The organism is Massilia sp. LXY-5, from assembly GCF_059801075.1.
The window spans coordinates 360,660-382,525 of record NZ_JBNNEH010000005.1 but is presented as its reverse complement, the minus strand read 5'-3'; the positions used below and the strand labels follow the sequence as shown (position 1 = coordinate 382,525).

Here is a 21,866-nt window from a genome sequence, read left to right as displayed (position 1 = left end):
CGTTGGCGCTGTTCTCGTTAAGTGTGGGATCGCTGTGAACGGCCGTGGTCCGCAGGACGAGTGGAGCTCGACATTTTCCACACTTAACGCGAACAGCGCCTTTTCGTTTCGGGAACATTCGTCGCAGTCGCAGCCATGTTCGACGCAGGTGGCGGCCTCGTTGGTGAATAAATAAACGTTTTCGTTTACTTATTGTCGAGCCAGGGCCAGAATGGGCGCATGAGCTCTCCTGCGCCTACGAAAAACGCCTTGCTGATCGCGAGCGCCTGCCTGCTCGGGCTGCTGTCGACGACGGGCGCCTCGCTGCCTTACCCGATCCTGGCGCCGCTGTTCGGCAACGACACCGGGAGCGCGCTGACGTCCTTCCTTGGCCTGCCGCCGAAACTGCTGCTGGGGATCGCCCTGATGGTCAATCCGCTCGGTCTCCTGATCGGCAGCGCGGTGCTGGGCGCGGTCTCGGACCGCTTCGGGCGCCGCCGCATCCTGTTGACGACGGCCATCGGCGGCGCCGTCGGTCATGCGCTCACGGCCGCGGCCCTCGTCACCGAATCCTTCCCGCTGTTCCTGCTGGCTCGCTTCGCCACCGGCCTGCTCGAGGGGAACGGGGCGATCATGCGTGCCATGCTGGCGGAAAGGCTGACGGGCGGGCTGCGCAACCATGCGTTGTCCTGGCTGAACGGCGCTTTCCACCTCGGCTGGCTGTTCGGCCCGCTGCTCGCCGGTTTGACGGTCGGCTTCTCGATCACGCTGCCGTTTTCGATTGCCGCCGGCGCCTTGCTGCTGGGCGCCGCCCTCGTTGCGATGGCGCTGGAGCGCGAAGCGGCAGGCCCGACGCTGGGGCAGCGCTGGTGGTCGGTGGCGCGCGAACGCCATGCCTTCACCCTGCTGCGCCAGCCGCCGCTGCGCACGCTCTTTTCGGTGCACTTCGCCTATGCCTGCGGCGTGGCCGCCTTCTACGAATTCTTTCCGCTGTGGCTGGTCGACGTCGGCGGCTACGACGTGCGCCAGATCGCCTTCGTCAACATGGGCATGTGCGCGCTGATGACGTTTGCCGCGCTGTTCGCCGGCCGCGCCAGCACGGCGGACCCGCGCCGCCGCGCCAGCCTCCAGGCCGGGCTGGCCGCGCTCGCCATCCTGGCGGTCGGCTTCGGCAACCTCGGCGTCGGGCTGGCGGCGATCGTGCTGTTCGGGTTGCCGCATGTCTATTACAACGCGACCGTGCAGGGCTGGGCCGCCGACCAGTTCGCCAGCCACGGCCAGGGTGCGGTCATGGGCCTGCTGTCGACGACCTTTTGCCTGGCCAATATCGTGATGGCGCTGGCGGGCGGGCTGCTGGCGCTGGTCGATACGCGCATCGTGCTGGTGGTCGGCGGGGCCATGGCCGTCGCCGCCGCACTGGCGATGCGCAGCTGGAGTGCGCGCGCGGTCGGCATCCGCGCCGACACGACAAGGGAGCTGCGATGAACACCTATGACCAGATCCTGATGCTGCTCAAGACGCGTGGTCCGCAAACGGCCCAGTCGCTGGCTGGACTGATGGGCTTGACGGCGATGGGCGTGCGGCGCCAGCTGGAAGCGGCGGTGGAGGACGGGCTGGTGCGCTTCCAGGACAGCCCCGGCAAGGTCGGGCGGCCGGTGCGGCGCTGGCTGCTGTCCGACAGCGGCCATGCGCGCTTCCCCGACCGGCATGCGGAACTGACGCTGGACCTGATCCAGGACGTGCGCACGCTGTTCGGCGAAAGCGGCCTGGAAAAGCTGATTGCCGTGCGCGCGCATGCCGGCGAGCTGGCCTACCGCGAACGGATGGCCGGCGCCGCGACGCTCGACCAGCGGGTGGCGGCGCTGGCCGCGGCCCGCACCCTCGACGGCTACATGGCCGAGACCGAGCCGCGGGTCGACGGCAGTGTTCTCCTGCACGAGAACCACTGTCCCATCGGCACCGCGGCCCGGGCCTGCGGGGAGTTCTGCCGCTCGGAACTCGAGGTATTCCGCCGCGTCCTCGGTGCCGGGACGGCCGTCGTGCGCATCGAGCACCAGCTCGAGGGCGCGCGGCGCTGTACCTATCTGGTGAGCGAACGCGCCTAGGATCAAAAAAAATGCCGCTGTCTCCAGCGGCATTTTCAGTTTCCGGCCGTGCTTGCGCTCAGTCGGCGGCGTAGATGTTGTTGTCCTTGGTTTCGCGAACGAAGATCGCACCGATCACGACGGTGATGAGGGCGATGATGATCGGGTACCAGAGGCCATAGTAGATATTGCCGTTGGCGGCCACCAGGGCGAACGAGATGGTCGGCAGCAGGCCGCCGAACCAGCCGTTACCGATGTGGTAAGGCAGGGACATCGAGCTGTAGCGGATGCGGGTCGGGAACATCTCGACCAGCATGGCCGCGATCGGGCCGTAGACCATGGTCACGTAGAGCACCAGGATGAACAGCAGCAGCACGACCATCGGCTTGTTGACGCGTGCCGGGTCGGCCTTCTCGGGATAACCGGCGGCCTTCAGGGTGCCGGCCACTTCTTTCTTCAGCGCGGCTTCGCGGGCCTTGCTGTCCTTGTCGAAGTCGATGTTATCCGGCGTCATGGTCGCGTTGAACGACTGCAGCACCTTGTCGCCGACCTTGACCTGCGCGACCGAGCCGGCCGGGGCGGGGACGGTGGTGTAGTTCACCGACGCATTGGTCAGCATGCGGGTGGCGATGTCGCAGGAGGACGGGAATTTCTTGGTGCCGGTCGGGTCGACCTGGAAGTGGCAGGTGGCCGGGTCGGCGACGACGGTGACCGGCGCGGTGGCGATCGCCTGTTCGAGGGCAGGGTTGCCGTAGTGGGTGATGGCCTTGAAGATCGGGAAGTAGGTCGCCGCGGCGATGACGCAGCCGCCGAGGATGATCCACTTGCGGCCGATCTTGTCCGACAGCGAGCCGAAGAAGATGAAGAACGGCGTCGCCAGCAGCAGCGCGATGGCGGTCAGGATATTCGCGGTCGGGCCGTCGATCTTCAGGGTCTGGGTCAGGAAGAACAGGGCGTAGAACTGGCCGGTGTACCAGACCACGGCCTGGCCCATCGTCAGGCCGACCAGGGCCAGGATGACGATCTTGGCGTTCTTCCAGTTCAGGAAGGCTTCCGACAGCGGGGCCTTCGAGGTCTTGCCTTCCGCCTTCATCTTGGCAAAGGCCGGCGATTCGTTCATCGACAGGCGGATCCAGACGGAGACGCCCAGCAGCGCGACCGAGACCAGGAAAGGAATGCGCCAGCCCCAGGCCGCGAATTCGGTTTCGCCGACAGCGGTGCGGGTGGCGAGGATGACCAGCAGCGACAGGAACAGGCCCATGGTCGCGGTGGTCTGGATCCAGGCGGTGAAGGCGCCGCGCTTGCCTTCGGGTGCGTGCTCGGCGACATAGGTGGCCGCGCCGCCGTATTCGCCGCCCAGGGCCAGGCCCTGCAGGATGCGCAGCGAGACGAGGATGATCGGCGCCGCGATGCCGATCGTCGCATAGCCCGGCAGCAGGCCGACGATGAAGGTCGAGCCGCCCATGATCAGGATGGTGACGAGGAAGGTGTATTTGCGGCCGATCATGTCGCCCAGGCGGCCGAACACGAGGGCGCCGAACGGACGGACGATGAAGCCGGCTGCGAAGGTGAGCAGGGCGAAGATGAACGAGGTGGTGGGATCGCCAAGGAAGAACTGTTTGCCGATGATGGCGGCAAGCGAGCCGTAGAGGTAGAAGTCGTACCATTCGAAAACGGTGCCGAGGGAAGAAGCGAAGATGACCTTGCGCTCTTCCTTGGTCATCCCCTGGGCGGCTGGTGCAGCCTTGCCGCCCGCGGTCATGCCGGGTGTGATAGCCATTTTTTGTCTCCGTATAATAATTTAATGCGTCGGATGTAGCCGAGTGTGTGTCAGCTGGCTCGGAGTGTGGACCGTTAAACTTACGTCATGCTTGCTCCAAACTTACCCGAAACTTACAGTTTATTGACGAGGTCGGTTGCGGGCGGCGGAGCCAACTCATCTCTTTAGTTGGACAGCAGGCGCCTCCCGAAAGATCGCGAAAACTGCTTGAGGCCGGTCATAAGATTTGCGAACGGTCGTACTTAATTGTGCTATTCTCATTTGGTCCAAACACCAACAATGAGGGAGACCAGCATGCAAGACGCAGTGATCGTATCGACCGCCCGCACGGGCCTGGCCAAGTCGTGGAAGGGCGCCTTCAACATGACCCACGGAGCCACCCTCGGCGGCCACGTGCTGGCCGCGGCCATCGAACGCGCCGGTATTCAGGCGGGCGAAGTCGAGGACGTGATCATGGGCTGTGCCAATCCGGAAGGCGCGACCGGCGCCAACATCGCGCGCCAGATCGCGCTGCGCGCCGGCTGCCCGACCACGGTGCCGGGCATGACGGTCAACCGCTTCTGCTCCTCGGGCCTGCAGACGATCGCGCTGGCGGCCCAGCGCATCATCGCCGGCGAAGGCGAGATCTTCGCCGCCGGCGGCGTCGAGTCGATCTCCTGCGTGCAGCAGGAAATGAATACCCACATGCTGCAGGACCCGTGGCTGCGCGCGCACAAGCCGGAAATCTACTGGCCCATGCTGCAGACGGCCGAGACCGTCGCCAAGCGCTACGGCATTCCGAAGGAACGCCAGGATGCCTATGGCGTGCAGAGCCAGCAGCGCGCCGCCGCCGCCCAGGCCGCCGGCCGCTTCGACGCCGAGATCGTGCCGATGACGACCGTCATGGGCGTGGCCGACAAGGCCTCGGGCCGCCTGCTCACGCGCGAAGTGACGATCGCGGCCGACGAAGGCATCCGCGCCGACACGACCATCGAAGGCGTGTCGAAGATCCGCACCGCGCTGCCGGGCGGCGTGATCACGGCGGGTAACGCCAGCCAGTTCTCGGACGGCGCCTCGGTCTCGATCCTGATGAGCCGCGCCATGGCCGAATCGAAAGGTTTGCAGCCGCTGGGCGTGTTCCGCGGCTTTGCGGTCGCCGGCTGCGAGCCGGACGAGATGGGCATCGGCCCCGTGTTCGCGGTGCCGAAACTGCTGCAGAAGGCCGGCCTGACGGTAGCCGACATCGGCCTCTGGGAACTGAACGAAGCCTTTGCCGTGCAGGTGCTGTACTGCGCCGACAAGCTCGGCATTCCAATGGATCGCCTGAACGTGAACGGCGGCGCGATCGCGGTCGGCCACCCGTACGGAGTCTCCGGCGCACGCCTGGTCGGCCACGCGCTGATCGAGGGCAAGCGCCGCGGCGTCAGGTATGTCGTGGTGACCATGTGCATCGGCGGCGGCCAGGGCGCGGCCGGCCTGTTCGAAGTGTTGTAAAAAGCGAGGAAAGAAATGATCAAACACATCGTCATGTGGAAGCTGAAGGAGGAGGCCGAAGGCGCCGACCGCCTCACCAATGCCCGTGAAATGAAACGCCGGCTCGACGAATGCGCGAATATCGTCCCCGGCATCCTGACATTCGAGGTCACCCTCGCCCAGCCGGGCCTGGAAGCAACCTGCGACGTGGTCCTGTACTCGGAATTCGAGAACAAGGCCGCGCTCGATGCCTATGCCGTCCACCCGACCCACAAGGCGCTGGTCCCCTTCATCGGGGCCATCCGCGAGGGACGGCAGTGCATGGATTACGAAGTGTAATATCCCAACCAAAAATAGAACGGAGACAGCATGCGCACACCCCAGGAACTTTTTTCTTTGCAAGGCAAGACGGCGCTGGTGACCGGCGGCTCGCGCGGGCTCGGCCTGCAGATGGCCGAGGCCTTAGGCGAGCAGGGCGCGCGGGTCGTGATTTCGGCCCGCAAGCAGGAAGAACTCGACGAAGCCGTGGCGCATCTTGCCGCCCGCGGCATCGAAGCCTCCGCGATTGCGGTCGACCTGTCGAAGGAGGCGAACGTCCAGCCTTTCGTCGAGGAAGCACTGCGCCGCCTCGGCCAGATCGACATCCTGGTCAATAACGCCGGCGCCAGCTGGGGCGCCCCGGCCGAGGACCACCCGCTGGAAGCCTGGGACAAGGTCATGAACCTGAACGTGCGCAGCATTTTTCTCGTCTCGCAGGCGGTCGGCAAGCTGTCGATGATCCCTCGCCACTACGGCAAGATCATCAACATCTCGTCCATCGCCGGCCTGGCCGGCAACGGTCCGGGCACGATGCAGACGATCGCCTACAACACCTCGAAGGGCGCCGTCGTGAATTTCACCCGCACCCTGGCCGGCGAATGGGGCCGCCACGGCATCACCGTCAACTCGATCGCACCGGGCTTTTTCCCGTCTAAAATGACCAAGGGTGTGCTGGAGTCGATCGGCGTCGACAGGCTGGCCAAGGGTTCGCCGCTCGGCCGCCTGGGTGACGACGAAGACCTGAAGGGCGCGTTGATCCTGTTCGCCTCCGACGCGAGCAAGCACATCACGGGCCAGATCCTGGCGGTCGACGGCGGCGTGTCCGCGGTCTAGGAGGGAGCATGAAAAATTTCAGCGGCAAGGTAGCCGTCATCACGGGCGCTGGCAGCGGCCTGGGCCGTGAATTCGCCCTCACGGCGGCCGGGCTGGGCATGAAGCTGGTGCTGGCCGACGTCCAGGCGGACGCGCTCGAGCGCACCACCGACGAATTGCTGGGGCAGGGGGTGGAAGTCCTGTCCATGGTCTGCGACGTCAGCAAGGGCGCCCACGTGCAGGAACTGGCGGACGCGGCAATTGCCCGCTTCCACGGCATCCACCTGGTGTTCAACAATGCCGGCGTCGGCTCGGGCGGCCTGATCTGGGAAAACACCGAAGCCGACTGGGAATGGGTGCTGGGCGTGAACCTGTGGGGCGTGATCCACGGCGTGCGCGTCTTCACGCACGCCATGCTCGAGTGCGCGCGGCGCGACCCGGACTACGAGGGCCACATCGTCAATACGGCCTCGATGGCGGGCTTGCTGAACGCGCCGGCGATGGGGGTCTACAACGTCTCCAAGCACGCGGTGGTGTCCTTGTCGGAAACCCTGTACCACGACCTGCAGCTGGTCGACGCCCCGATCGGCGCCTCGGTGCTGTGCCCTTACTTCGTGCCGACCGGGATCCACCAGTCGCATCGCAACCGGCCTGAGGAGTTAAAGCCCGAGATGCGCGCCACCGCCAGCCAGATGGCTGCGCAGGCACTCACGAGCAAGGCGGTCGAGTCGGGCAAGGTGTCGGCGAGCGACGTCTCGCGCATCACCTTCGATGCGATCCGAGATGGGCAGTTCTATATCTATTCGCATCCGCAGGCGCTGGGCGGCGTGCAGGAACGGATGGAGGCGATCGTGCAGGGTAAAAATCCGCCGGATCCGTATGCGGCGACGCCGCATGTGCGTGAGATGCTGCGCTCGAAGCTTTAACGCGAGTTGGTAGCGGCGGTGTACCGTACGGGGTCATCGAGGCCAATGGCCTCGATGACGGGTTCACCGGGCTCCGCTCACGCGGTGATAGATTGCCGCGAGATCATCCGGCACGAAATCGGAGCCCTCGCGTATCACCGCGTGGGCAGAGCCCACCCTACGGCTGCACGATCCGCTCGTGCAACTCCGCCGGCGCGTTCTCGTACAACTTCACCACCGTCGAGGTCCGGGTTCCATACCCGGGCGTCTCGATGCAGACCGCCGACAGCACGCGTTCCAGGTCGAGCGGCACGCCGGTCTCCGGCAGCCGCATGTCCGGCGCGCGCGTGGTATCAGCCAGCATCTCGAAATAGGCATCTTCCGGCGCACCCTGGCACAGCAGGCTGGCGAACTGGGCTTTTGTCCGCGTGACCTTCGGCCACGGAGCGTCGAGCAAACCGTTGGAGATGCCGTAGATGCGCCCCGGCTCGAGCGGCTGGCCGTTGCGCGGGTCGTCGCCGGCGCGGTTCGAGTACCAGTAGAGGGCCGTGCGGTCGCCCAGCACCAGGTTGAAGCCGTTATAGACGTCGCCGCGCGCCTGGACCAGCTCCAGGTATTCCGCAGCGGAAAGCGAACTCTTTAAAAAGTCAGCCACCAGCTCGCCGCGCGAAGGGGCGTTGGCGCGGCCTTCGCCGGGCGCGCGGATATTCGTCAACGCGGCGAATTTCGGGCCGTTGGCGCCTTCGCGGGTGATGCCCATCCAGCTGCCGCCGTGCTCGAGGTCGCGTCCCGCGATCAGGTTCGGGTGTTCCGGCCAGGGCGCGGCGGGCGCGGTGGGACGGTCGTAGAACTCGTCGCGGTTGGCGCAGGCCACCACGGGTACGCCGGGAATGACGCGCCAGGCAAAAACGATCAGGCACATGGTGGAAACTCCGTGAACACTTCGACGCGGCGCGGGCCTTCGATCAGGCCCTCGAAGCCGGCGCCGGCAACGGCCGCTTCCAGCTCGGCGGCGAAGCTCTCGGGCACGTCGGGATAGACTTCCATCCAGGTCTGCATGCCGTCACGGCTTTCGAGACGGCGCAGCAACCTGGCATGGCCGGGCTGGATCACCCGGGCCTGCAGGGCGCAGACCAGGGGCGCGAGGCGGTCGGCGTCTTCGTCGCGCACCTTGTAATACACGTAAAGGTCGATCATGCTAGAGCTCGAGTGCGTCCAGCGGGTAGGGCATGGGCAGGAAGCGCAGCGGCGCGCCCGCGGCCGAGCCCAGGTGCACCTCTTCCTCCAGCGCTGCCAGTTTCATCTCGACCAGCAGGTCGGCGCCGCCTGCGCCGTTCGGCGCGGCGTTGACCACCATGCCGCAGGGCTGGTCGGGGTCGGCGCTGGAAAACACCTCGTCGCCGGCGCGGGCCGCGGCGTTGTCGACGCTGGCGAGGGCGGTCCGGCGCTTGAGTTTGCCGAGATACTGGCTGCGGGCGACGATTTCCTGGCCCGGATAGCAGCCTTTCTTGAAATTCACGCCGCCCAGCAATTCCAGGTTGATCATCTGCGGCACGAATTGTTCCTGGGTCGCGGCCGTCACTTGCGGCACGCCGGCGTGGATCGCCGCCAGCTGCCAGGCGGCGTTGCCGCCCAGCGCCAGTTGCGCGGCCAGTGCCGGCAGCGCGGCCTCGGCAGCCTGGGCGGAGGCGATCCACAGGAAGCGCGGCGCGCCAAACGCATCGCCGAGACGGATCACGGTGCCGCGCTCGCCCTGGACCACCGCATTCGGCGCACCCGGCAGTTCGAAGCCCTGGGCGCGCAGGGCCGCTTCGCCCTTCGCACCGCCGACGCCGATCACGGCCGCGACGGCTTCTTCTTCGGTGGCGTCGCGCAGTTTCGCTTTCGAGCGCATCACGAACATCGACAGCCGCTTCTGCAGCGGCGCCTGGATGGCGCGCGGCAGTTGCAGCCAGACGGTGCCTTCGCCATCCCGCCACATCAGGAAGGTCGCCTGCAATCGGCCTTTCGGCGTGCAGAAGCCGGCCAGCCGGGCTTCGTTCGTGCCGAGGTGCTCGACATCGTTCGTCAGCTGGCTGTGCAGGAAGCGCGCGGCATCCTCGCCGGCGACGGCGATCAGGCCGAGATCGGTAACGGGGGCGACGAAACCGGCCGCGAGGTCGGACGCCGTCAATACGCGGCCGAAATCTTCGACCTGGGTGGCTTCATCCATATGGAAGCGGGCGCCATGGGACGCCAGATATTCTGTCCAGTTGCTCATAAATGCAATATGCTTTGCGGTTTAGGCTTTATCATTACGGCCTCATTATAGAGTTGTCGAGCATTTCGCGCCGGAGACGGCGTAAACCCCAAATCAAATGGCATTCATAAAAAAAACCATCGTCACCGCAGTCATCGTTTCCATCGTGGCCGTCGGCGGCTTCAGCTGGTGGTCGAAGCAGGCCCTTACCACGGCCGAGCCGCCCATCGAATTCACCATCACCCCGGGTAGCGGCGTCGGCGCGGCTGCCCAGCAGATGGTGGCGGCCGGCGTGCCCGTCAATCCGACGCTGTTCCAGATCCTGGCGCGCGTCACCGGCGACAGCGGCCGCATCAAGGCCGGCAGCTACGAGCTGAAACCGAATACCTCGCCGCGGCGCCTGCTGAACCAGCTCGTGCGTGGCGAATTCGCCCAGGAAGCGGTCACCATCATCGAAGGCTGGACCTTCCGCCAGATGCGCGACGCCATCGCCGCCACCAAGACCCTGCGCCACGAAACGGCAAAGCTGAGCGACGCCGAGCTGATGGCCAAGGTGTCGACCGAATACAAGCAGCCGGAAGGCCTGTTCTTCCCGGACACTTATCTCTTCGCGAAGGGCGCGAGCGACTTGCAGATCTATAAGCAGGCGCACCAGATGCTGCTCACCCGCCTGAACGCCGCCTGGGAAAAGCGCGCCGACAACCTGCCCTATAAAACGCCATACGAAGCCCTGATCATGGCCTCGATCGTTGAAAAGGAAACCGGCCAGAAGAGCGAGCGCTCGATGATCGCCGGCGTCTTCGTCAATCGCCTGCGTACCGGCATGATGCTGCAGACCGATCCCAGCGTGATCTACGGCATGGGGGCGCGCTACGAAGGCAAGATCGCCAAGAAGGATCTGCTGACCGACACCCCGTACAACACCTATACCCGCTACGGCCTGCCGCCGACGCCGATTTCGCTGCCGGGCGTGCAGTCGCTCAGCGCCGCGCTGGCGCCGGCCAAGACCGATGCCCTGTATTTTGTCTCGCGCAACGACGGCACCAGTCATTTCTCGGACAACCTGAACGAGCACAACCGCGCTGTGAACCAGTACCAGCGCGGTGCGAGCAAGCCATGAGTGGCCGCGGTAAATTTTTGAGCGTCGAGGGGATCGATGGCGCCGGCAAGTCGACGCATATCGGCTTCATTACCGATTTCCTCGAGTCGCGCGGCAAGACCGTCGTCACCTCGCGCGAACCCGGCGGCACGCCGCTGGGCGAGAAGCTGCGCGACCTGCTGCTGCACGAAAAAATGCACCTGGAAACCGAGGCCCTGCTGATGTTCGCCAGCCGCCGCGAGCACATGGCGCAGGTCATCGAACCTGCCCTGGATGCCGGCTCCTGGGTGCTGTCGGACCGTTTTACGGATGCCAGCTTCGCCTACCAGAGCGGCGGGCGCGGCCTGGACCGTACTAAAATGGAAGCGCTGGAAGCCTGGGTGCACCCGCACCTGCAACCGGACATGACCCTGCTGTTCGACGTGCCGCTGGAAGTGGCGCGCGAACGGCTCGATGCCACCCGTACCCTGGACAAGTTCGAGCGCGAGCAGGAAGCATTCTTTGCCCGCTGCCGCGCCGAATACCTGCGCCGCGCCGAACAGTTCCCGGCGCGCTTCGTCGTGATCGATTCGACGCGCAGCATCGCCGAGACGCAGGCCCGGATCAGCGAGGCGCTGGAGGTATTGCTGTGATGAGTTTGCTGTGATGATCTACCCCTGGCAACAATCCGCCTGGACCCAGCTCCAGGCCATGCGCGAGCGCCTGCCGCACGCGATCCTGTTCCACGGCCCGGCCGGCATCGGCAAGGCCGGCTTCATCGAAGCCTTTGCCCAGTCGCTGCTGTGCGAGAACGTGCAGCCCGATGGCCAGGCCTGCGGCAGCTGCGCCTCCTGCGGCTGGTTCCTCCAGCACAACCATCCCGACTACCGCCGGGTGCGTCCCGAAGCGCTGGAAGACGAACCGGCCGCGGAGGGCGAAGGGGTTGAAGGCGGCGAGGGCGACAAGAAATCGAAGTCGACCAAGGCGCCCTCGAAAGAGATCAAGATCGAGCAGATCAGGAACCTGGCCGATTTCATGAACATCTCGACCCATCGCCAGGGTCTGCGGGTGGTGGTGCTGTATCCGGCCGAGGCGCTGAACATGCCGGCCTCGAATGCCCTGCTGAAAACCCTGGAAGAACCGCCGCCGGGCACCGTGTTCCTGCTCGCTTCGAACGGACTGGACCGCCTGCTGCCGACCATCCTGTCGCGCTGCCGCAAGTTCGCGCTGCCGATGCCGGACCATGCTGCCGCGCTGGCCTGGCTGAAAGAGCAGGGCGTGCCGGACGCCGACAGCTGGCTGCGCGAGGAGGGCGGCGCGCCGCTGGCCGCGCTCGACAAGGCGAATGGCGGCAGCCGCGAGGAGCTCGACACCCTGCTCGGTTTCCTTGCCCGTCCGAACGTCGAGTCGGCGCTACGCCAGGCCGATAAACTCAGCAAGACGCCGCTGGCTTCGCTCGTCTCCTGGCAGCAGCGCTGGCTCTACGACCTGCTGGCGAGCAAGTTGGCGGGAACGGTGCGCTACTATCCGCGCTACCAGAAGGAACTTGCAGCCTTGGCCGGCAACGTGCACACTGCGAATCTGTTACGTGCAATCAAGTCCGCGAACGAACGGCGCGCCGTGGCGGACCATCCGCTGTCGGCCAAGCTCTTTGTCGAGGACATGTTGCTGGACTATACAGCGTGCTGCAATCCGGCTTGAGAGGACCGAAATGACTGGCAATACCACCGACCCGAACGCAGCGCTCGTGCCGCGGCCGTCGGTCCTGTCGCTGGCGATCAAGGAAAAGGCGGCCCTGTACGCGGCCTACATGCCGTTTTTGAAGAACGGCGGCATGTTCGTGCCGACCAACAAGCCGTATAAAATCGGCGACGAGGTCTATCTGATCCTGTCGCTGATGGACGACCCGAATAAATACCCGATCGCAGGCAAGGTCGCCTGGATCACCCCGGCCGGCGCCAACAACAGCAAGGCGCAGGGCATCGGCGTGCATTTCCCTGCCGATGAAACCGGCCAGCGCGCCAAGGCCCGCATCGAAGAAATCCTGGGCGCGGCGCTCCGCTCGTCGCGCGCCACCCATACCCTGTAATCTATTTTTCGTTTTTATGCCGTCCTACGTCCACCGTCTTGCCCGCCGCGACGACCTGCCCGTCATCGTCGATATTTATAACTCCACCATCGCCTCGCGCGAAGTCACCGCCGACACCGAGCCCGTGAGCGTCGCCTCGCGCGAAGCCTGGTTCAACGAGCACACGCCCGAGCGGCGTCCGCTGTGGGTGATCCACGATGCGAACGATGTGTCGGACGAGCCGACCGTGATCGGCTGGATGTCCTACTCGAATTTCTACGGCCGTCCGGCCTATTCAGGCACGGCCGAGCTGTCGATCTATATCGACGAGGAATGGCGCGGACGCGGCCTGGGGCGCTACTGCCTGGAGCAGGCGATCGCCTTTGCGCCGAAGATCAAGGTGCATACCCTGCTCGGCTTCATTTTCGGGCACAACGTGCCGAGCCTGGCGCTGTTCCGCAAGTTCGGCTTCGAGACCTGGGCGAATTTTCCGCGGGTGGCGAATCTGGACGGGATCGAGCGCGACCTGATCATCCTCGGGAAACGCGTCGTCGACTGATCGGGTGGCGGAAACGCGTGGAGTCGGGACTCCACCCTACATCGTCGATCAGCCACGAACCGTAGGGTGGACTCCCGAGTCCACGGCTTTTGGATCGGCGGACACCGCGTGACGCGACCTCGCGGCTCCCCGTACAATACGCGGATGTACATCGATTCCCACTGCCACATCAATTTCCCCGAGCTCGCCGCCCGGATGCCCGAAGTCCTGGCCAAAATGGCCGAGAACCGCGTCACCCACGCCCTGTGCGTCTCGGTCGACCTGCCGGACTTTCCCTCGGTGCTCGCCCTGGCCGAGCAATATCCGCACATTTATGCCTCGGTCGGCGTCCATCCGGACTACGAGGACACGCCGGAACCAACGGTCGAGCAGCTGGTCGAACTGGCACAGCATCCGAAGATCATCGCCATCGGCGAAACCGGCCTCGATTACTACCGCCTCGAGGGCGACCTCGAATGGCAGCGCGAGCGCTTCCGCACCCATATCCGCGCCTCGCGCGAGACCCGCAAGCCGCTGATCATCCATACCCGCTCCGCCAGCGAAGACACCATCCGCATCATGCGGGAAGAGGGCGCCGGCACGCAGGATGGCGGCGTGGCCGGCGTGATGCACTGCTTTACCGAGTCGCTCGAGGTGGCGCAGGCCGCGATCGAGATGGGTTTCTATATCTCGTTTTCCGGCATCGTCACGTTCAAAAGCGCGAAAGACCTGCAGGCGGTGGCGCGCGCGGTGCCGCTCGAGCGGATCCTGATCGAGACCGATTCGCCTTATCTCGCCCCGGTGCCCTACCGCGGCAAGATGAACGAGCCCGGCTATGTGGCGCACGTGGCGGAATACATCGCCACCCTGAAAGGGGTGCCGCTGCGCGAAGTCGCGGACCGCACCACCGGGAACTTCTTCAACCTGTTCCAGCACGCAAAGGTTTGACAATGGGAGCACAGCGCCGCCTCGTCCTCCGCAGTGCCGTACTCGTCCTGGGCCTGGCCTGCGGGATCGCCGCCGCGGCGGCGCCGCCGACCGAGGCCCAGCTGACCACTTTCTTCCGCGCGGTGCAGCTGGACGACGCGAAGACGGTCAATGCCATGATCGGCAGCGTCGTCAACGCCAACCAGCCGAACCCGATCGGCGGCGAGCCGGGCCTGGTGCAGGCGCTGCGCGAGGATGCGATGGAGGTTTTCAAGGCCTTCCTCGCCCATCCGGGCACCAACCTGGAAGCGCAGGCCGCCAACGGCAACACGGCGCTGATGATGGCGGCCTTCAAGCGCAACCGTGCGGCGGTGGAGGCCTTGCTGGCCAAAGGCGCGAAGGTCAACCAGCCGGGCTGGACGGCACTGCACTATGCGGCCGCCAGCGGCGACGACGAGATCGTCCGCCTGCTGCTCGCGCGCGGCGCGAAAGTCGACGCGGTCTCGCCGAAGGCGAGCGGCGGCTACACGCCGATGATGATGGCGGCGCGCGAAGGGCATGACGGCACCGCCCTGGTCCTGATCGCGCACGGCGCCGACCGCAATCGTACGAATGTCGAAGGCCTGAACGCCGTCCAGATCGCCGAGCGAGCCGGCAAGCCGCGCGTGGCCGCAGCCCTGCAACGGGGCGGGCGCTGAGCGCTGGGTGTAGGCCGAACTGGCGGGTAATCCCGTCTTTCTTTACAGCATCGATCCTGTGCGCCGCATTGCATAATCTCGTTACCGAAACGAATATTGCGACGTGGAAATGAACGGCGCACAACAAGGATCTTCCATGCTGAACGAACGCGAAATCGAAAGCTGCTACCTCGGGCAATTCATCCCGGTCCACTATCACCACAACATGCTGATGGACCAGAACCGCATGAATGCCTTCCAGGGCGCGATCGCGCACGCGGTCCGGCCGGGCATGAAGGTGCTCGAGCTCGGCGGCGGGACCGGCGTGCTCTCGTATTTCGCGGCGCAGCAGGCCGACAAGGTGTATTGCGTCGAGTTCAACCCGGACCTGGTGAAGGAAGCGCGCCGTTTCCTGGCGATGAACCCGAACGGCCACAAGGTCGAGGTGATCCACGCCGACGCCTTCGACTACCTGCCGCCGGAGCCGGTCGATGTCGTGATCTGCGAAATGATCCACGTCGCCATGCTGCGCGAAAAGCAGGTGGCCGTGATCGAAGCCTTCAAGCAGCGCTATCTTGCCCGTTTCGGCGCTCCGCTCCCCATCTTCATGCCGGAAGCCGTCGTGATGGCGGTGCAGCCGCTGCAGCAGGACTACAGCTTCCACGGCTATTACGCCCCGATCGTCCAGTTCCAGGACACGGGCGTGGCTTATCCGGGCACGATCGAGCTGGCCCGGCCGGCCGTGTACAGCGTGCTCGATTTCGCCGAACCCGTCGACAGCCTGATCGCCTGGAGCGGCAGCTTCACGGTGGAGCAGGACGGTTCGCTGAACGCGCTGCGTTTCGTGACCAAGAACGTGCTCTCGATCGTCGAGGAGCAGGGCAGCACCATCGACTGGCTGAACCACTACATGACGCTGCCGCTGGCCAGGGCCCTCGACGTGGTGGCGGGCGACGTGGTCGAGGTGGCGTTCCAGTACCGCGCGGGCGGTTCCATCCCCAGCCTGCAGGCCTCGATCCGCGCCACGCTGTCCGTCGACCTGCCGAACGAAGTCCCGGCGCGCGCCATGCGTACCGTCGAGTTCGCATAATCCCCGGGGAACCAGCCTCGCCCCGGGGCTGGTTCGTCGCCGCTATCTGCAGGCCGGCCGCGCCAGGCCGCCGTTCGTCGCATTCGGCCGGCATGTCTGTACGCCACGCCCTACACTCGATGCTCACCTTCTACTGGAGCATGCAATGTTCGGTTTCCTGCTGTGGCTGCTACTTCTGTTCTTTTGCTGGCCGCTCGCCCTGCTGGCCCTGATCCTGTATCCGATCGTCTGGCTGCTTCTGCTGCCTCTGCGCTTGCTGGGCATCGGCGTGGACGCCGTCTTCAGCCTGCTGCGCGCCGTCCTGATGCTGCCGGCGCGCGTACTCGGCCTCTCGCCGGGACGGTAATTGCCCGCGTGACCTGGCCCGGCCCGGCAGAGTGTGGGGCAATTAACAGACGCACGCTTGCCGATCGCCTACTGTGGAGCCGTACGCTTTCATCCGAAAGCGCGCTTTCATTGTAAGGAAACGATTATGCGCCTGGACATTTACCGCAGAGCCGAAAGCGACGGCAAGTTCTCCTACTTGGCCGTGCCGGAAACTCGCAACATCCCCGAAGAAGCCACCAATACGGATTGGGAAGTGGAGGCACGTGCCTTCGAGATCGACGACAATGCCGATCACCTGCCCGACTACGAGATCGATAACCTGAGTGGCCAGCTATCCGAAAAAGGCTATGCGATGACCCATGTCCACTAAGCAGTAAGGGACGGCGCCCGCGCGGTCTTTGCCGCAGCGAGCGCACTCACGGTGCAAGCTTCGGCATGCACGCTACAAGCGATGTCGTTTTCACCGGGTCCCCGACGGGCGCCCGGTGGATATGCTATTCTTGCGCCCTGTTTAAATTGACACCGGCTGCCTGGGCCGGCATGGGGGCAAGATGAAGTGGGCGGTGGTAGCTTTTTATTTCCTCGCGGTTTTCCACATTCACTTCCGCGGCAAGGTGCGCCTGCCGTTCGGACGGCAATTGTTCGACCACTCGTCGTTCATGGCGCCGATCAATGTGTTCATGCACTTGTTTTCCAAAGTGCCGAGCACGCCTTACATTCCGGTGCGCGATTTCCCTGAACTGGCGCCGCTGCAGGCCAACTGGCAGGTCATCCGCGCCGAAGCGGAACACCTGCTGACCCTCAAAAAGATCAAGGCGGCCGAGCAGAACGACGATGCCGGCTTCAATTCCTTCTTCAAGACCGGCTGGAAGCGCTTCTACCTGAAGTGGTACGACGCCAGCCACCCGTCGGCCGCCCGCCTGTGCCCGCAAACCCATGCGTTGCTGCAATCGATCCCCTCGGTAAAAGCCGCGATGTTCGCCGAGCTGCCGCCCGGCGCCAAGCTGAACCCGCACCGCGACCCCTTCGCCGGCTCGATGCGCTACCACCTGGGCCTGGCCACGCCGAACGACGATCGCTGCTTCATCGAAGTCGACGGCGAACGCCACAGCTGGCGCGACGGCGAGGGCGTGATCTTCGACGAAACCTATATCCACTGGGCCATCAACGGCAGCGACAGCGACCGCATCATCCTGTTCTGCGACGTCGAGCGTCCGATGCGTTACCGCTGGATGTCGGCAATCAACCGCTGGCTCGGCCGGACGATGATGACGGCCGCCAGCTCGCCCAACGAGACCGGCGACCAGACGGGCCTGGTGAGCAAGCTGTTCCGCATCTCGCACGTGATGGGCCAGTACCGGCGCCGCTACAAGGCCTGGAACAAGACGGCCTATAAAGTGACCAAGGTCGCGCTGATCGTGGCTGTGGCCGCCTTCATCTACTGGATCTGAGCGCACCCGCCGCCAGGCGGTGGCCGCATGGCCTGTTGGATCCTCAGGCCGCGGGATCGGGTTTGACCTGGGTGAACTGGTAGTCCGCCGCCGAACGCTCGAGCGCCAGGCCGAGCACGTCCTTCAGTTCCTCGGCGCTTGCGCCCTGGTCGAGCTGCTGCCTGGCGAAGGTATTGCGCAAGGTGCGTCCGCCCGAGCGCGCCAGATCCAGCCCGGCCCGCTCGAAGGTTGCCCGCATCTGCACATACACGGTCTTGCGCGTCATTTTGTTGCCGGTCAGGTTGGCGGGAAAGACCAACTGGCCCGGTATCCCCATCCCCTCCCGTTCGTTCAGCCAGGCCCGCAGCTCGTCGGCGCCTGCGCGGGGGAGGGTGACCGTGTGTTCATGACTGGTGTCGAGCTTTTCGTCGGGCGTGATCGTCAGCAGGATCGAGCCGTCGATCGCCACCTGCCTGCCCAGCTCGCCGACGAGCAATCCGATCGCCTCGGACACCCGCAGACCCGCGAGCGCGATGACGACCTGCATGGCCCGATCGCGGCGTCGTTTCCAGCCGGCGAAAGCGGTGCTGAGCCGGCCCTGGGGCGCCTGCGCCGGCAGGGCGGCGAAGAAGCGTTCCAGTTGCTCGCTCGACAGGCTGCGGCCGGCGTCGTCTCTCACCATGTGGGCGCGGTCGATGCCGAGGATCGCTTGCTGGGCCGGGTTCGGCGTCAGTTCGAGGTGCTCGTAGCAGCGTTCCAGCAAGCGCAGGTAACGGTAGGCGATCTTGCTGTTCAGGATACGCTTGCCCTTGGCCCTACGATCGATGAAGCGGAGCAGGTCGGTCTGCTTCACGGCCGAGAAGCGGATCCGCTCCTGATGCAGCCAGTCTGCCAGGCTCCCGAACATGAAGAGGTAGATCTTCGCCGATTGCGGGGAGAGCACCCGGATGCTGCCGTCCGCGCGCAAGCGGCGGCCGGTCTCGGCGAATGCGCTCGTCGCGATGAATTCCTTGAATGCCTGGACCGGATTGGCATCCCACATCGTCAGCTTGTCCATGGTGGCCTGCACGAAATCGAGAGCTTCCAGACTACCATAAACGTAACTAACCGACGGCGCGCACGCAAAAAACAAAAGAAATTTGCGTTTCGGACTCCGAACACGCCGGCTCAACTCAAAACCGGCCAGCAGGAAGGAGGGTTTGACCAGGCATACGATTGTTGGCAGGCGACCGACCGGTGGATCGACGTGGTACACCGGATGGTCCGAGCCAGCGCGGGAAGGCGCGGACAGCACAATGGGGCAGGGCGTGCAAGCAGGCGGCGACGCCGCCATGCCGCGTGCCCCGTTCCTTGACTGCGGCAGCGTTTGCCGCTCAACGGTAGACCAGCACCGGAATCGAGCTGTGCACCAGCACTTTCTGCGTCTCGCTTCCCAGCAGCACCCCGCTCAGTCCGTGCCTGCCGTGCGAAGCCATGATGATGAGGTCGCACCCACGGTCGCGCGCGGTGCGCAGGATGGCTTCGTGCGGATCGTCGGAGCGCACCAGCATCGCAGTGCAGGCGACACCCGCTGCGCGCGCCGCATCCACGAGCGGCGCCAGGCGCTTGTTGGCGCGCGCCTCGCTGGCGGCGAGGTATTCGTCCTCGGTACTCTCGAGCATCTCGGCGTCCGCCGTGAAGGTCTTGAAGTCCGGAAGGGCGGTCATGCCGACCAGTTCCGCACCGACTTCCTTCGCAAAACTCACGCCGGCCAATACGGCGCGCGAAGAGAGCTCGGATCCGTCCGTCGGCAGCAAAATGCGCTTGAACATGGTGGCTCCTCGAATGGCTCAACGGATTCGTCTAGTAACCAGTCTCGCGCGATCATCTCCCTGTCATTTGATTCCGCTCAAACGCGTTCCGGGAACCAGGCGGCGCGCGCAGCAAATCGCCGCACACAGGCGGAAGGTGGCAGAATCGGGATTGACACGCAAGGCAGCGTAATCCCATGTCCACCCCCGACCCAGCCGCTCTCCGGCGCCAGCTCGACGAACTGCTCGACCACCTGCCGGCAGGCGTCGTGGTGCACGGTCCGGATGGCCGCATCCTGTCCGCGAACCGGCGCGCGCGCGTGCTGCTCGGACAGAGCGAACCGGAGCTGGTCGGCACCGAGTCGACCGAGACGGTATGGTCCCTCGTCCGTTCCGACTACACGGTCATGCCGGAAGCGGAATACCCGGTCAACCAGGTATTGTCGACTGGCGAACGTGTGGAGGAGATGGTGGTCGGCGTGCCGGCGACGCCGCCGGGACCGCTGCGCTGGCTGATCTGCACTGCCTATCCGGAGCTGGACGGGGAAGGGCGCATCGAGCGGGTGGTGGTGTGCTTCAACGATTGCACCAAGCTCAAGCAGGCCGAGCGGCGCGCCCAGAAATCCGAGGAGCGGCTGCGCCTGATCCTGGAAGGCTCGACCGACGCCCCCTGGGACTACGACTTCACGAATAACGAGGTGTACTACTCCGATCGCTGGTGGAGCATGCTCGGCTACCGGCCGGGCGAATTGCCGAGCGACGAGAAGACCTGGCAAAGGATGCTGCATCCGCACGACGCGCCGCGCGTCCTCGCCTTCCTGCACAAGATCCTGGCCGAACGGACAGATAGCTACAGCGTCGAATTCCGGATGCGCCACCGCGACGGACACGACGTGCCGATCCTCTCGCGCGGCTTCGTGCTGCGCGACGCCGACGGGCGCGCCCTGCGCATCTCGGGTACGAACACCGACCTCACCGAACGCAAGCGCGCGGAGCAGCGCATCCACGAGCTGGCCTATTACGATCACCTGACCGGGCTGCCGAACCGCCGCTTCCTGTCCGAGGAACTCGACAAGGTGCTGGCGCGCAGCGAACGCTCCGGCCAGATCGGCGCCGTGCTGTTCCTCGACCTGGACAACTTCAAGCTGCTCAACGACACCATGGGGCACGACGTCGGCGACCTGCTGCTGCGCCAGGTGGCCCAGCGCCTCAAGATGGCCTTGCGCCAGAGCGACCAGCTGGCGCGCCTCGGCGGCGACGAGTTCGTTATCGTCTTCGAAGACCTCGGCGAGGTACTCGAGGATGCCATTGCCGAGGCCAACCACGTCGTCGACAAGATCCTCGCGCTTCTCGACCAGCCCTACCATCTGTCCGGCCGCATGTTCGTCAGCACGACCAGCATCGGCGTCGCCCTGTTCGAAGGACTGAAAACCGAGGTCGACACGCTGCTCAAGCAGGCCGATCTTGCCATGTACCGCGCCAAGTCCGACGGCCGCCACATCGCCCGCTTCTTCGACCCCGGCATGCAGGCGGCCGCCGACCGCCAGTCGGCGCTCGAGACCGGCCTGCGCGACGGCCTGGCGCGCCACCAGTTCGTCCTGTTCTGCCAGCCGCAATTCAGCATCCGCGGACGCCTGGTGGGCGCCGAAGTACTGGTGCGCTGGCGCCGCGAGAATGGCGCCCTCGTGAGTCCCGGCGACTTCATCGGCCTGGCGGAGTCGTCCGGCCTGATCCTGCCCCTGGGCCACTACGTGCTCGAGGAAAGCTGCCGTGCGCTGGCGCGCTGGCGCGGCGACAGGGCGCTCGGCAAGTTGAAACTGGCGGTGAACGTCAGCGTGCAGCAACTGCGCGGCCCCGATTTTCCTGCGGAAGTCGCGGCGATTCTCGCCCGCTCCGGCGCGCCGAGCCGCAAGCTGTGCCTGGAACTGACGGAAAGCATCTTTGCCGACGACAAGCAGGACCTCGCCGACAAGATGCACCAGCTGTGCGGGCAGGGCCTGTGCTTTTCGCTCGACGATTTCGGCACCGGCTATTCCTCGCTGGCCTACCTGAAGCGCTTCCCGCTGGCGGCCCTCAAGATCGACCGCTCCTTTGTGCACGACGTGCACGTCGACCCGGACGCGGGACCGATCGTCAAGGCCATCATCGCCCTGGCGCGCCAGCTCAAGCTCGAGATCGTCGCCGAAGGCGTGGAGCACGAGGAACAGCGCGACTTCCTCGCCCGCAGCGGCTGCTATGCGCTGCAGGGCTACCTGCTCGGCGCGCCGATGCCGATCGAGGATTTCGAGAGCATGTATGGTGCGGCCGGGCATGCGTGACGGGGCGGCGCCGACGGCCGAGCCTGTGATACGCTTGTTGCCGCGCAGCGTCA

At 65.3% G+C, this 21,866-nt stretch carries 24 protein-coding genes; 18 read left to right on the top strand and 6 right to left on the bottom strand.

From position 1 onward, the window contains the following. The first annotated feature begins 219 nt into the window (after nt 1-219). Entirely contained in the window at nt 220-1,464 is a 1,245-nt protein-coding gene (locus ACI48I_RS16800; protein ID WP_498574849.1) for an MFS transporter, read from the top strand. Further along, nucleotides 1,461-2,084 carry a helix-turn-helix transcriptional regulator gene (locus tag ACI48I_RS16795; protein ID WP_193685874.1) on the top strand — a complete coding sequence of 208 codons (624 nt, stop codon included), beginning with the start codon at nt 1,461-1,463 and terminating at the stop codon, nt 2,082-2,084. The genes ACI48I_RS16800 and ACI48I_RS16795 overlap by 4 nt, the downstream gene beginning before the upstream one ends. 58 nt (nt 2,085-2,142) lie before the next feature. On the opposite strand, the gene ACI48I_RS16790 is transcribed toward ACI48I_RS16795, so the two are convergent. Beyond that, nucleotides 2,143-3,843 (bottom strand): MFS transporter, encoded by a 1,701-nt coding sequence (locus ACI48I_RS16790; protein ID WP_227496464.1) that lies wholly within the window; start codon nt 3,841-3,843, stop codon nt 2,143-2,145. 294 nt (nt 3,844-4,137) lie between these two features. Here ACI48I_RS16790 and ACI48I_RS16785 point away from each other — a divergent pair, with 294 nt between their 5' ends. From ACI48I_RS16785 to ACI48I_RS16770, 4 genes are read left to right on the top strand one after another with little or no spacing between them, the layout of a single operon-like run. Continuing rightward, nucleotides 4,138-5,316, top strand: coding sequence for an acetyl-CoA C-acyltransferase (locus ACI48I_RS16785; RefSeq protein WP_498574848.1), 1,179 nt, complete (start codon nt 4,138-4,140; stop codon nt 5,314-5,316). Nucleotides 5,317-5,331: 15 nt separating this feature from the next. After that, on the top strand, nt 5,332-5,634 hold the full coding sequence (locus ACI48I_RS16780) for a Dabb family protein (RefSeq protein ID WP_193685872.1): 303 nt from the start codon (nt 5,332-5,334) through the stop codon (nt 5,632-5,634). Nucleotides 5,635-5,664: 30 nt separating this feature from the next. Further along, entirely contained in the window at nt 5,665-6,447 is a 783-nt protein-coding gene (locus ACI48I_RS16775; RefSeq protein WP_193685871.1) for an SDR family oxidoreductase, read from the top strand. Between the two features lie 8 nt (nt 6,448-6,455). Next, nucleotides 6,456-7,352 carry an SDR family oxidoreductase gene (locus ACI48I_RS16770; protein WP_193685870.1) on the top strand — a complete coding sequence of 299 codons (897 nt, stop codon included), beginning with the start codon at nt 6,456-6,458 and terminating at the stop codon, nt 7,350-7,352. Nucleotides 7,353-7,509: 157 nt separating this feature from the next. Here the strand turns inward: ACI48I_RS16770 and ACI48I_RS16765 are convergent, their stop codons facing one another. Genes ACI48I_RS16765 through ygfZ form a run of 3 tightly spaced genes read right to left on the bottom strand, consistent with a single transcriptional unit; the run spans nt 7,510 to nt 9,591 of the window. After that, entirely contained in the window at nt 7,510-8,253 is a 744-nt protein-coding gene (locus ACI48I_RS16765) for an NRDE family protein (RefSeq protein ID WP_193685869.1), read from the bottom strand. Beyond that, nucleotides 8,244-8,528 carry a DUF4936 family protein gene (locus ACI48I_RS16760; protein WP_498574847.1) on the bottom strand — a complete coding sequence of 95 codons (285 nt, stop codon included), beginning with the start codon at nt 8,526-8,528 and terminating at the stop codon, nt 8,244-8,246. Before ACI48I_RS16760 ends, ACI48I_RS16765 begins: the two co-directional genes overlap by 10 nt. A 1-nt stretch (nt 8,529) precedes the next feature. Next, nucleotides 8,530-9,591 (bottom strand): CAF17-like 4Fe-4S cluster assembly/insertion protein YgfZ, encoded by a 1,062-nt coding sequence (gene ygfZ / locus ACI48I_RS16755; RefSeq protein WP_498574846.1) that lies wholly within the window; start codon nt 9,589-9,591, stop codon nt 8,530-8,532. 97 nt (nt 9,592-9,688) lie between these two features. Here ygfZ and mltG point away from each other — a divergent pair, with 97 nt between their 5' ends. The 11 genes from mltG to lpxO all read left to right on the top strand — a co-directional run bounded on the left by mltG (nt 9,689) and on the right by lpxO (nt 17,726). Next, a complete protein-coding gene (gene mltG, locus ACI48I_RS16750) occupies nt 9,689-10,690 on the top strand; it encodes an endolytic transglycosylase MltG (protein ID WP_193685866.1) in 1,002 nt (333 codons plus the stop codon). Next, on the top strand, nt 10,687-11,301 hold the full coding sequence (gene tmk, locus ACI48I_RS16745) for a dTMP kinase (RefSeq protein WP_193685865.1): 615 nt from the start codon (nt 10,687-10,689) through the stop codon (nt 11,299-11,301). The genes mltG and tmk overlap by 4 nt, the downstream gene beginning before the upstream one ends. A gap of 13 nt (nt 11,302-11,314) precedes the next feature. Next, nucleotides 11,315-12,349 carry a DNA polymerase III subunit delta' gene (locus ACI48I_RS16740; RefSeq protein WP_498574845.1) on the top strand — a complete coding sequence of 345 codons (1,035 nt, stop codon included), beginning with the start codon at nt 11,315-11,317 and terminating at the stop codon, nt 12,347-12,349. Nucleotides 12,350-12,359: 10 nt separating this feature from the next. Further along, the gene (locus ACI48I_RS16735) at nt 12,360-12,737 is read left to right on the top strand and encodes a PilZ domain-containing protein (RefSeq protein WP_193685863.1); all 378 of its coding nucleotides are present in this window, start codon (nt 12,360-12,362) and stop codon (nt 12,735-12,737) included. A 16-nt stretch (nt 12,738-12,753) separates the two neighbouring features. Next, nucleotides 12,754-13,275 (top strand): GNAT family N-acetyltransferase, encoded by a 522-nt coding sequence (locus ACI48I_RS16730; RefSeq protein ID WP_498574844.1) that lies wholly within the window; start codon nt 12,754-12,756, stop codon nt 13,273-13,275. A gap of 144 nt (nt 13,276-13,419) precedes the next feature. After that, nucleotides 13,420-14,202, top strand: coding sequence for a TatD family hydrolase (locus ACI48I_RS16725; RefSeq protein WP_498574843.1), 783 nt, complete (start codon nt 13,420-13,422; stop codon nt 14,200-14,202). A gap of 2 nt (nt 14,203-14,204) precedes the next feature. Continuing rightward, a complete protein-coding gene (locus ACI48I_RS16720) occupies nt 14,205-14,879 on the top strand; it encodes an ankyrin repeat domain-containing protein (protein WP_498574842.1) in 675 nt (224 codons plus the stop codon). Nucleotides 14,880-15,015: 136 nt separating this feature from the next. Further along, the gene (locus tag ACI48I_RS16715) at nt 15,016-15,948 is read left to right on the top strand and encodes a class I SAM-dependent methyltransferase (protein WP_498574841.1); all 933 of its coding nucleotides are present in this window, start codon (nt 15,016-15,018) and stop codon (nt 15,946-15,948) included. Between the two features lie 145 nt (nt 15,949-16,093). Continuing rightward, a complete protein-coding gene (locus ACI48I_RS16710) occupies nt 16,094-16,294 on the top strand; it encodes a hypothetical protein (protein WP_193685858.1) in 201 nt (66 codons plus the stop codon). A gap of 126 nt (nt 16,295-16,420) precedes the next feature. Then, nucleotides 16,421-16,645: a DUF6139 family protein gene (locus ACI48I_RS16705; protein ID WP_193685857.1), complete on the top strand. Its 225-nt coding sequence runs from the start codon at nt 16,421-16,423 to the stop codon at nt 16,643-16,645. A 181-nt stretch (nt 16,646-16,826) separates the two neighbouring features. Beyond that, complete coding sequence (gene lpxO, locus ACI48I_RS16700) at nt 16,827-17,726, top strand: lipid A hydroxylase LpxO (RefSeq protein ID WP_498574840.1); 900 nt, start codon at nt 16,827-16,829, stop codon at nt 17,724-17,726. 43 nt (nt 17,727-17,769) lie between these two features. Here lpxO and ACI48I_RS16695 read toward each other — a convergent pair whose 3' ends face one another. After that, nucleotides 17,770-18,762 (bottom strand): tyrosine-type recombinase/integrase, encoded by a 993-nt coding sequence (locus ACI48I_RS16695; protein WP_498574839.1) that lies wholly within the window; start codon nt 18,760-18,762, stop codon nt 17,770-17,772. Between the two features lie 316 nt (nt 18,763-19,078). Beyond that, nucleotides 19,079-19,516 carry a universal stress protein gene (locus ACI48I_RS16690; RefSeq protein ID WP_498574838.1) on the bottom strand — a complete coding sequence of 146 codons (438 nt, stop codon included), beginning with the start codon at nt 19,514-19,516 and terminating at the stop codon, nt 19,079-19,081. Nucleotides 19,517-19,692: 176 nt separating this feature from the next. Here ACI48I_RS16690 and ACI48I_RS16685 point away from each other — a divergent pair, with 176 nt between their 5' ends. Then, complete coding sequence (locus ACI48I_RS16685) at nt 19,693-21,813, top strand: sensor domain-containing protein (RefSeq protein ID WP_498574837.1); 2,121 nt, start codon at nt 19,693-19,695, stop codon at nt 21,811-21,813. Nucleotides 21,814-21,866 lie beyond the last annotated feature (53 nt).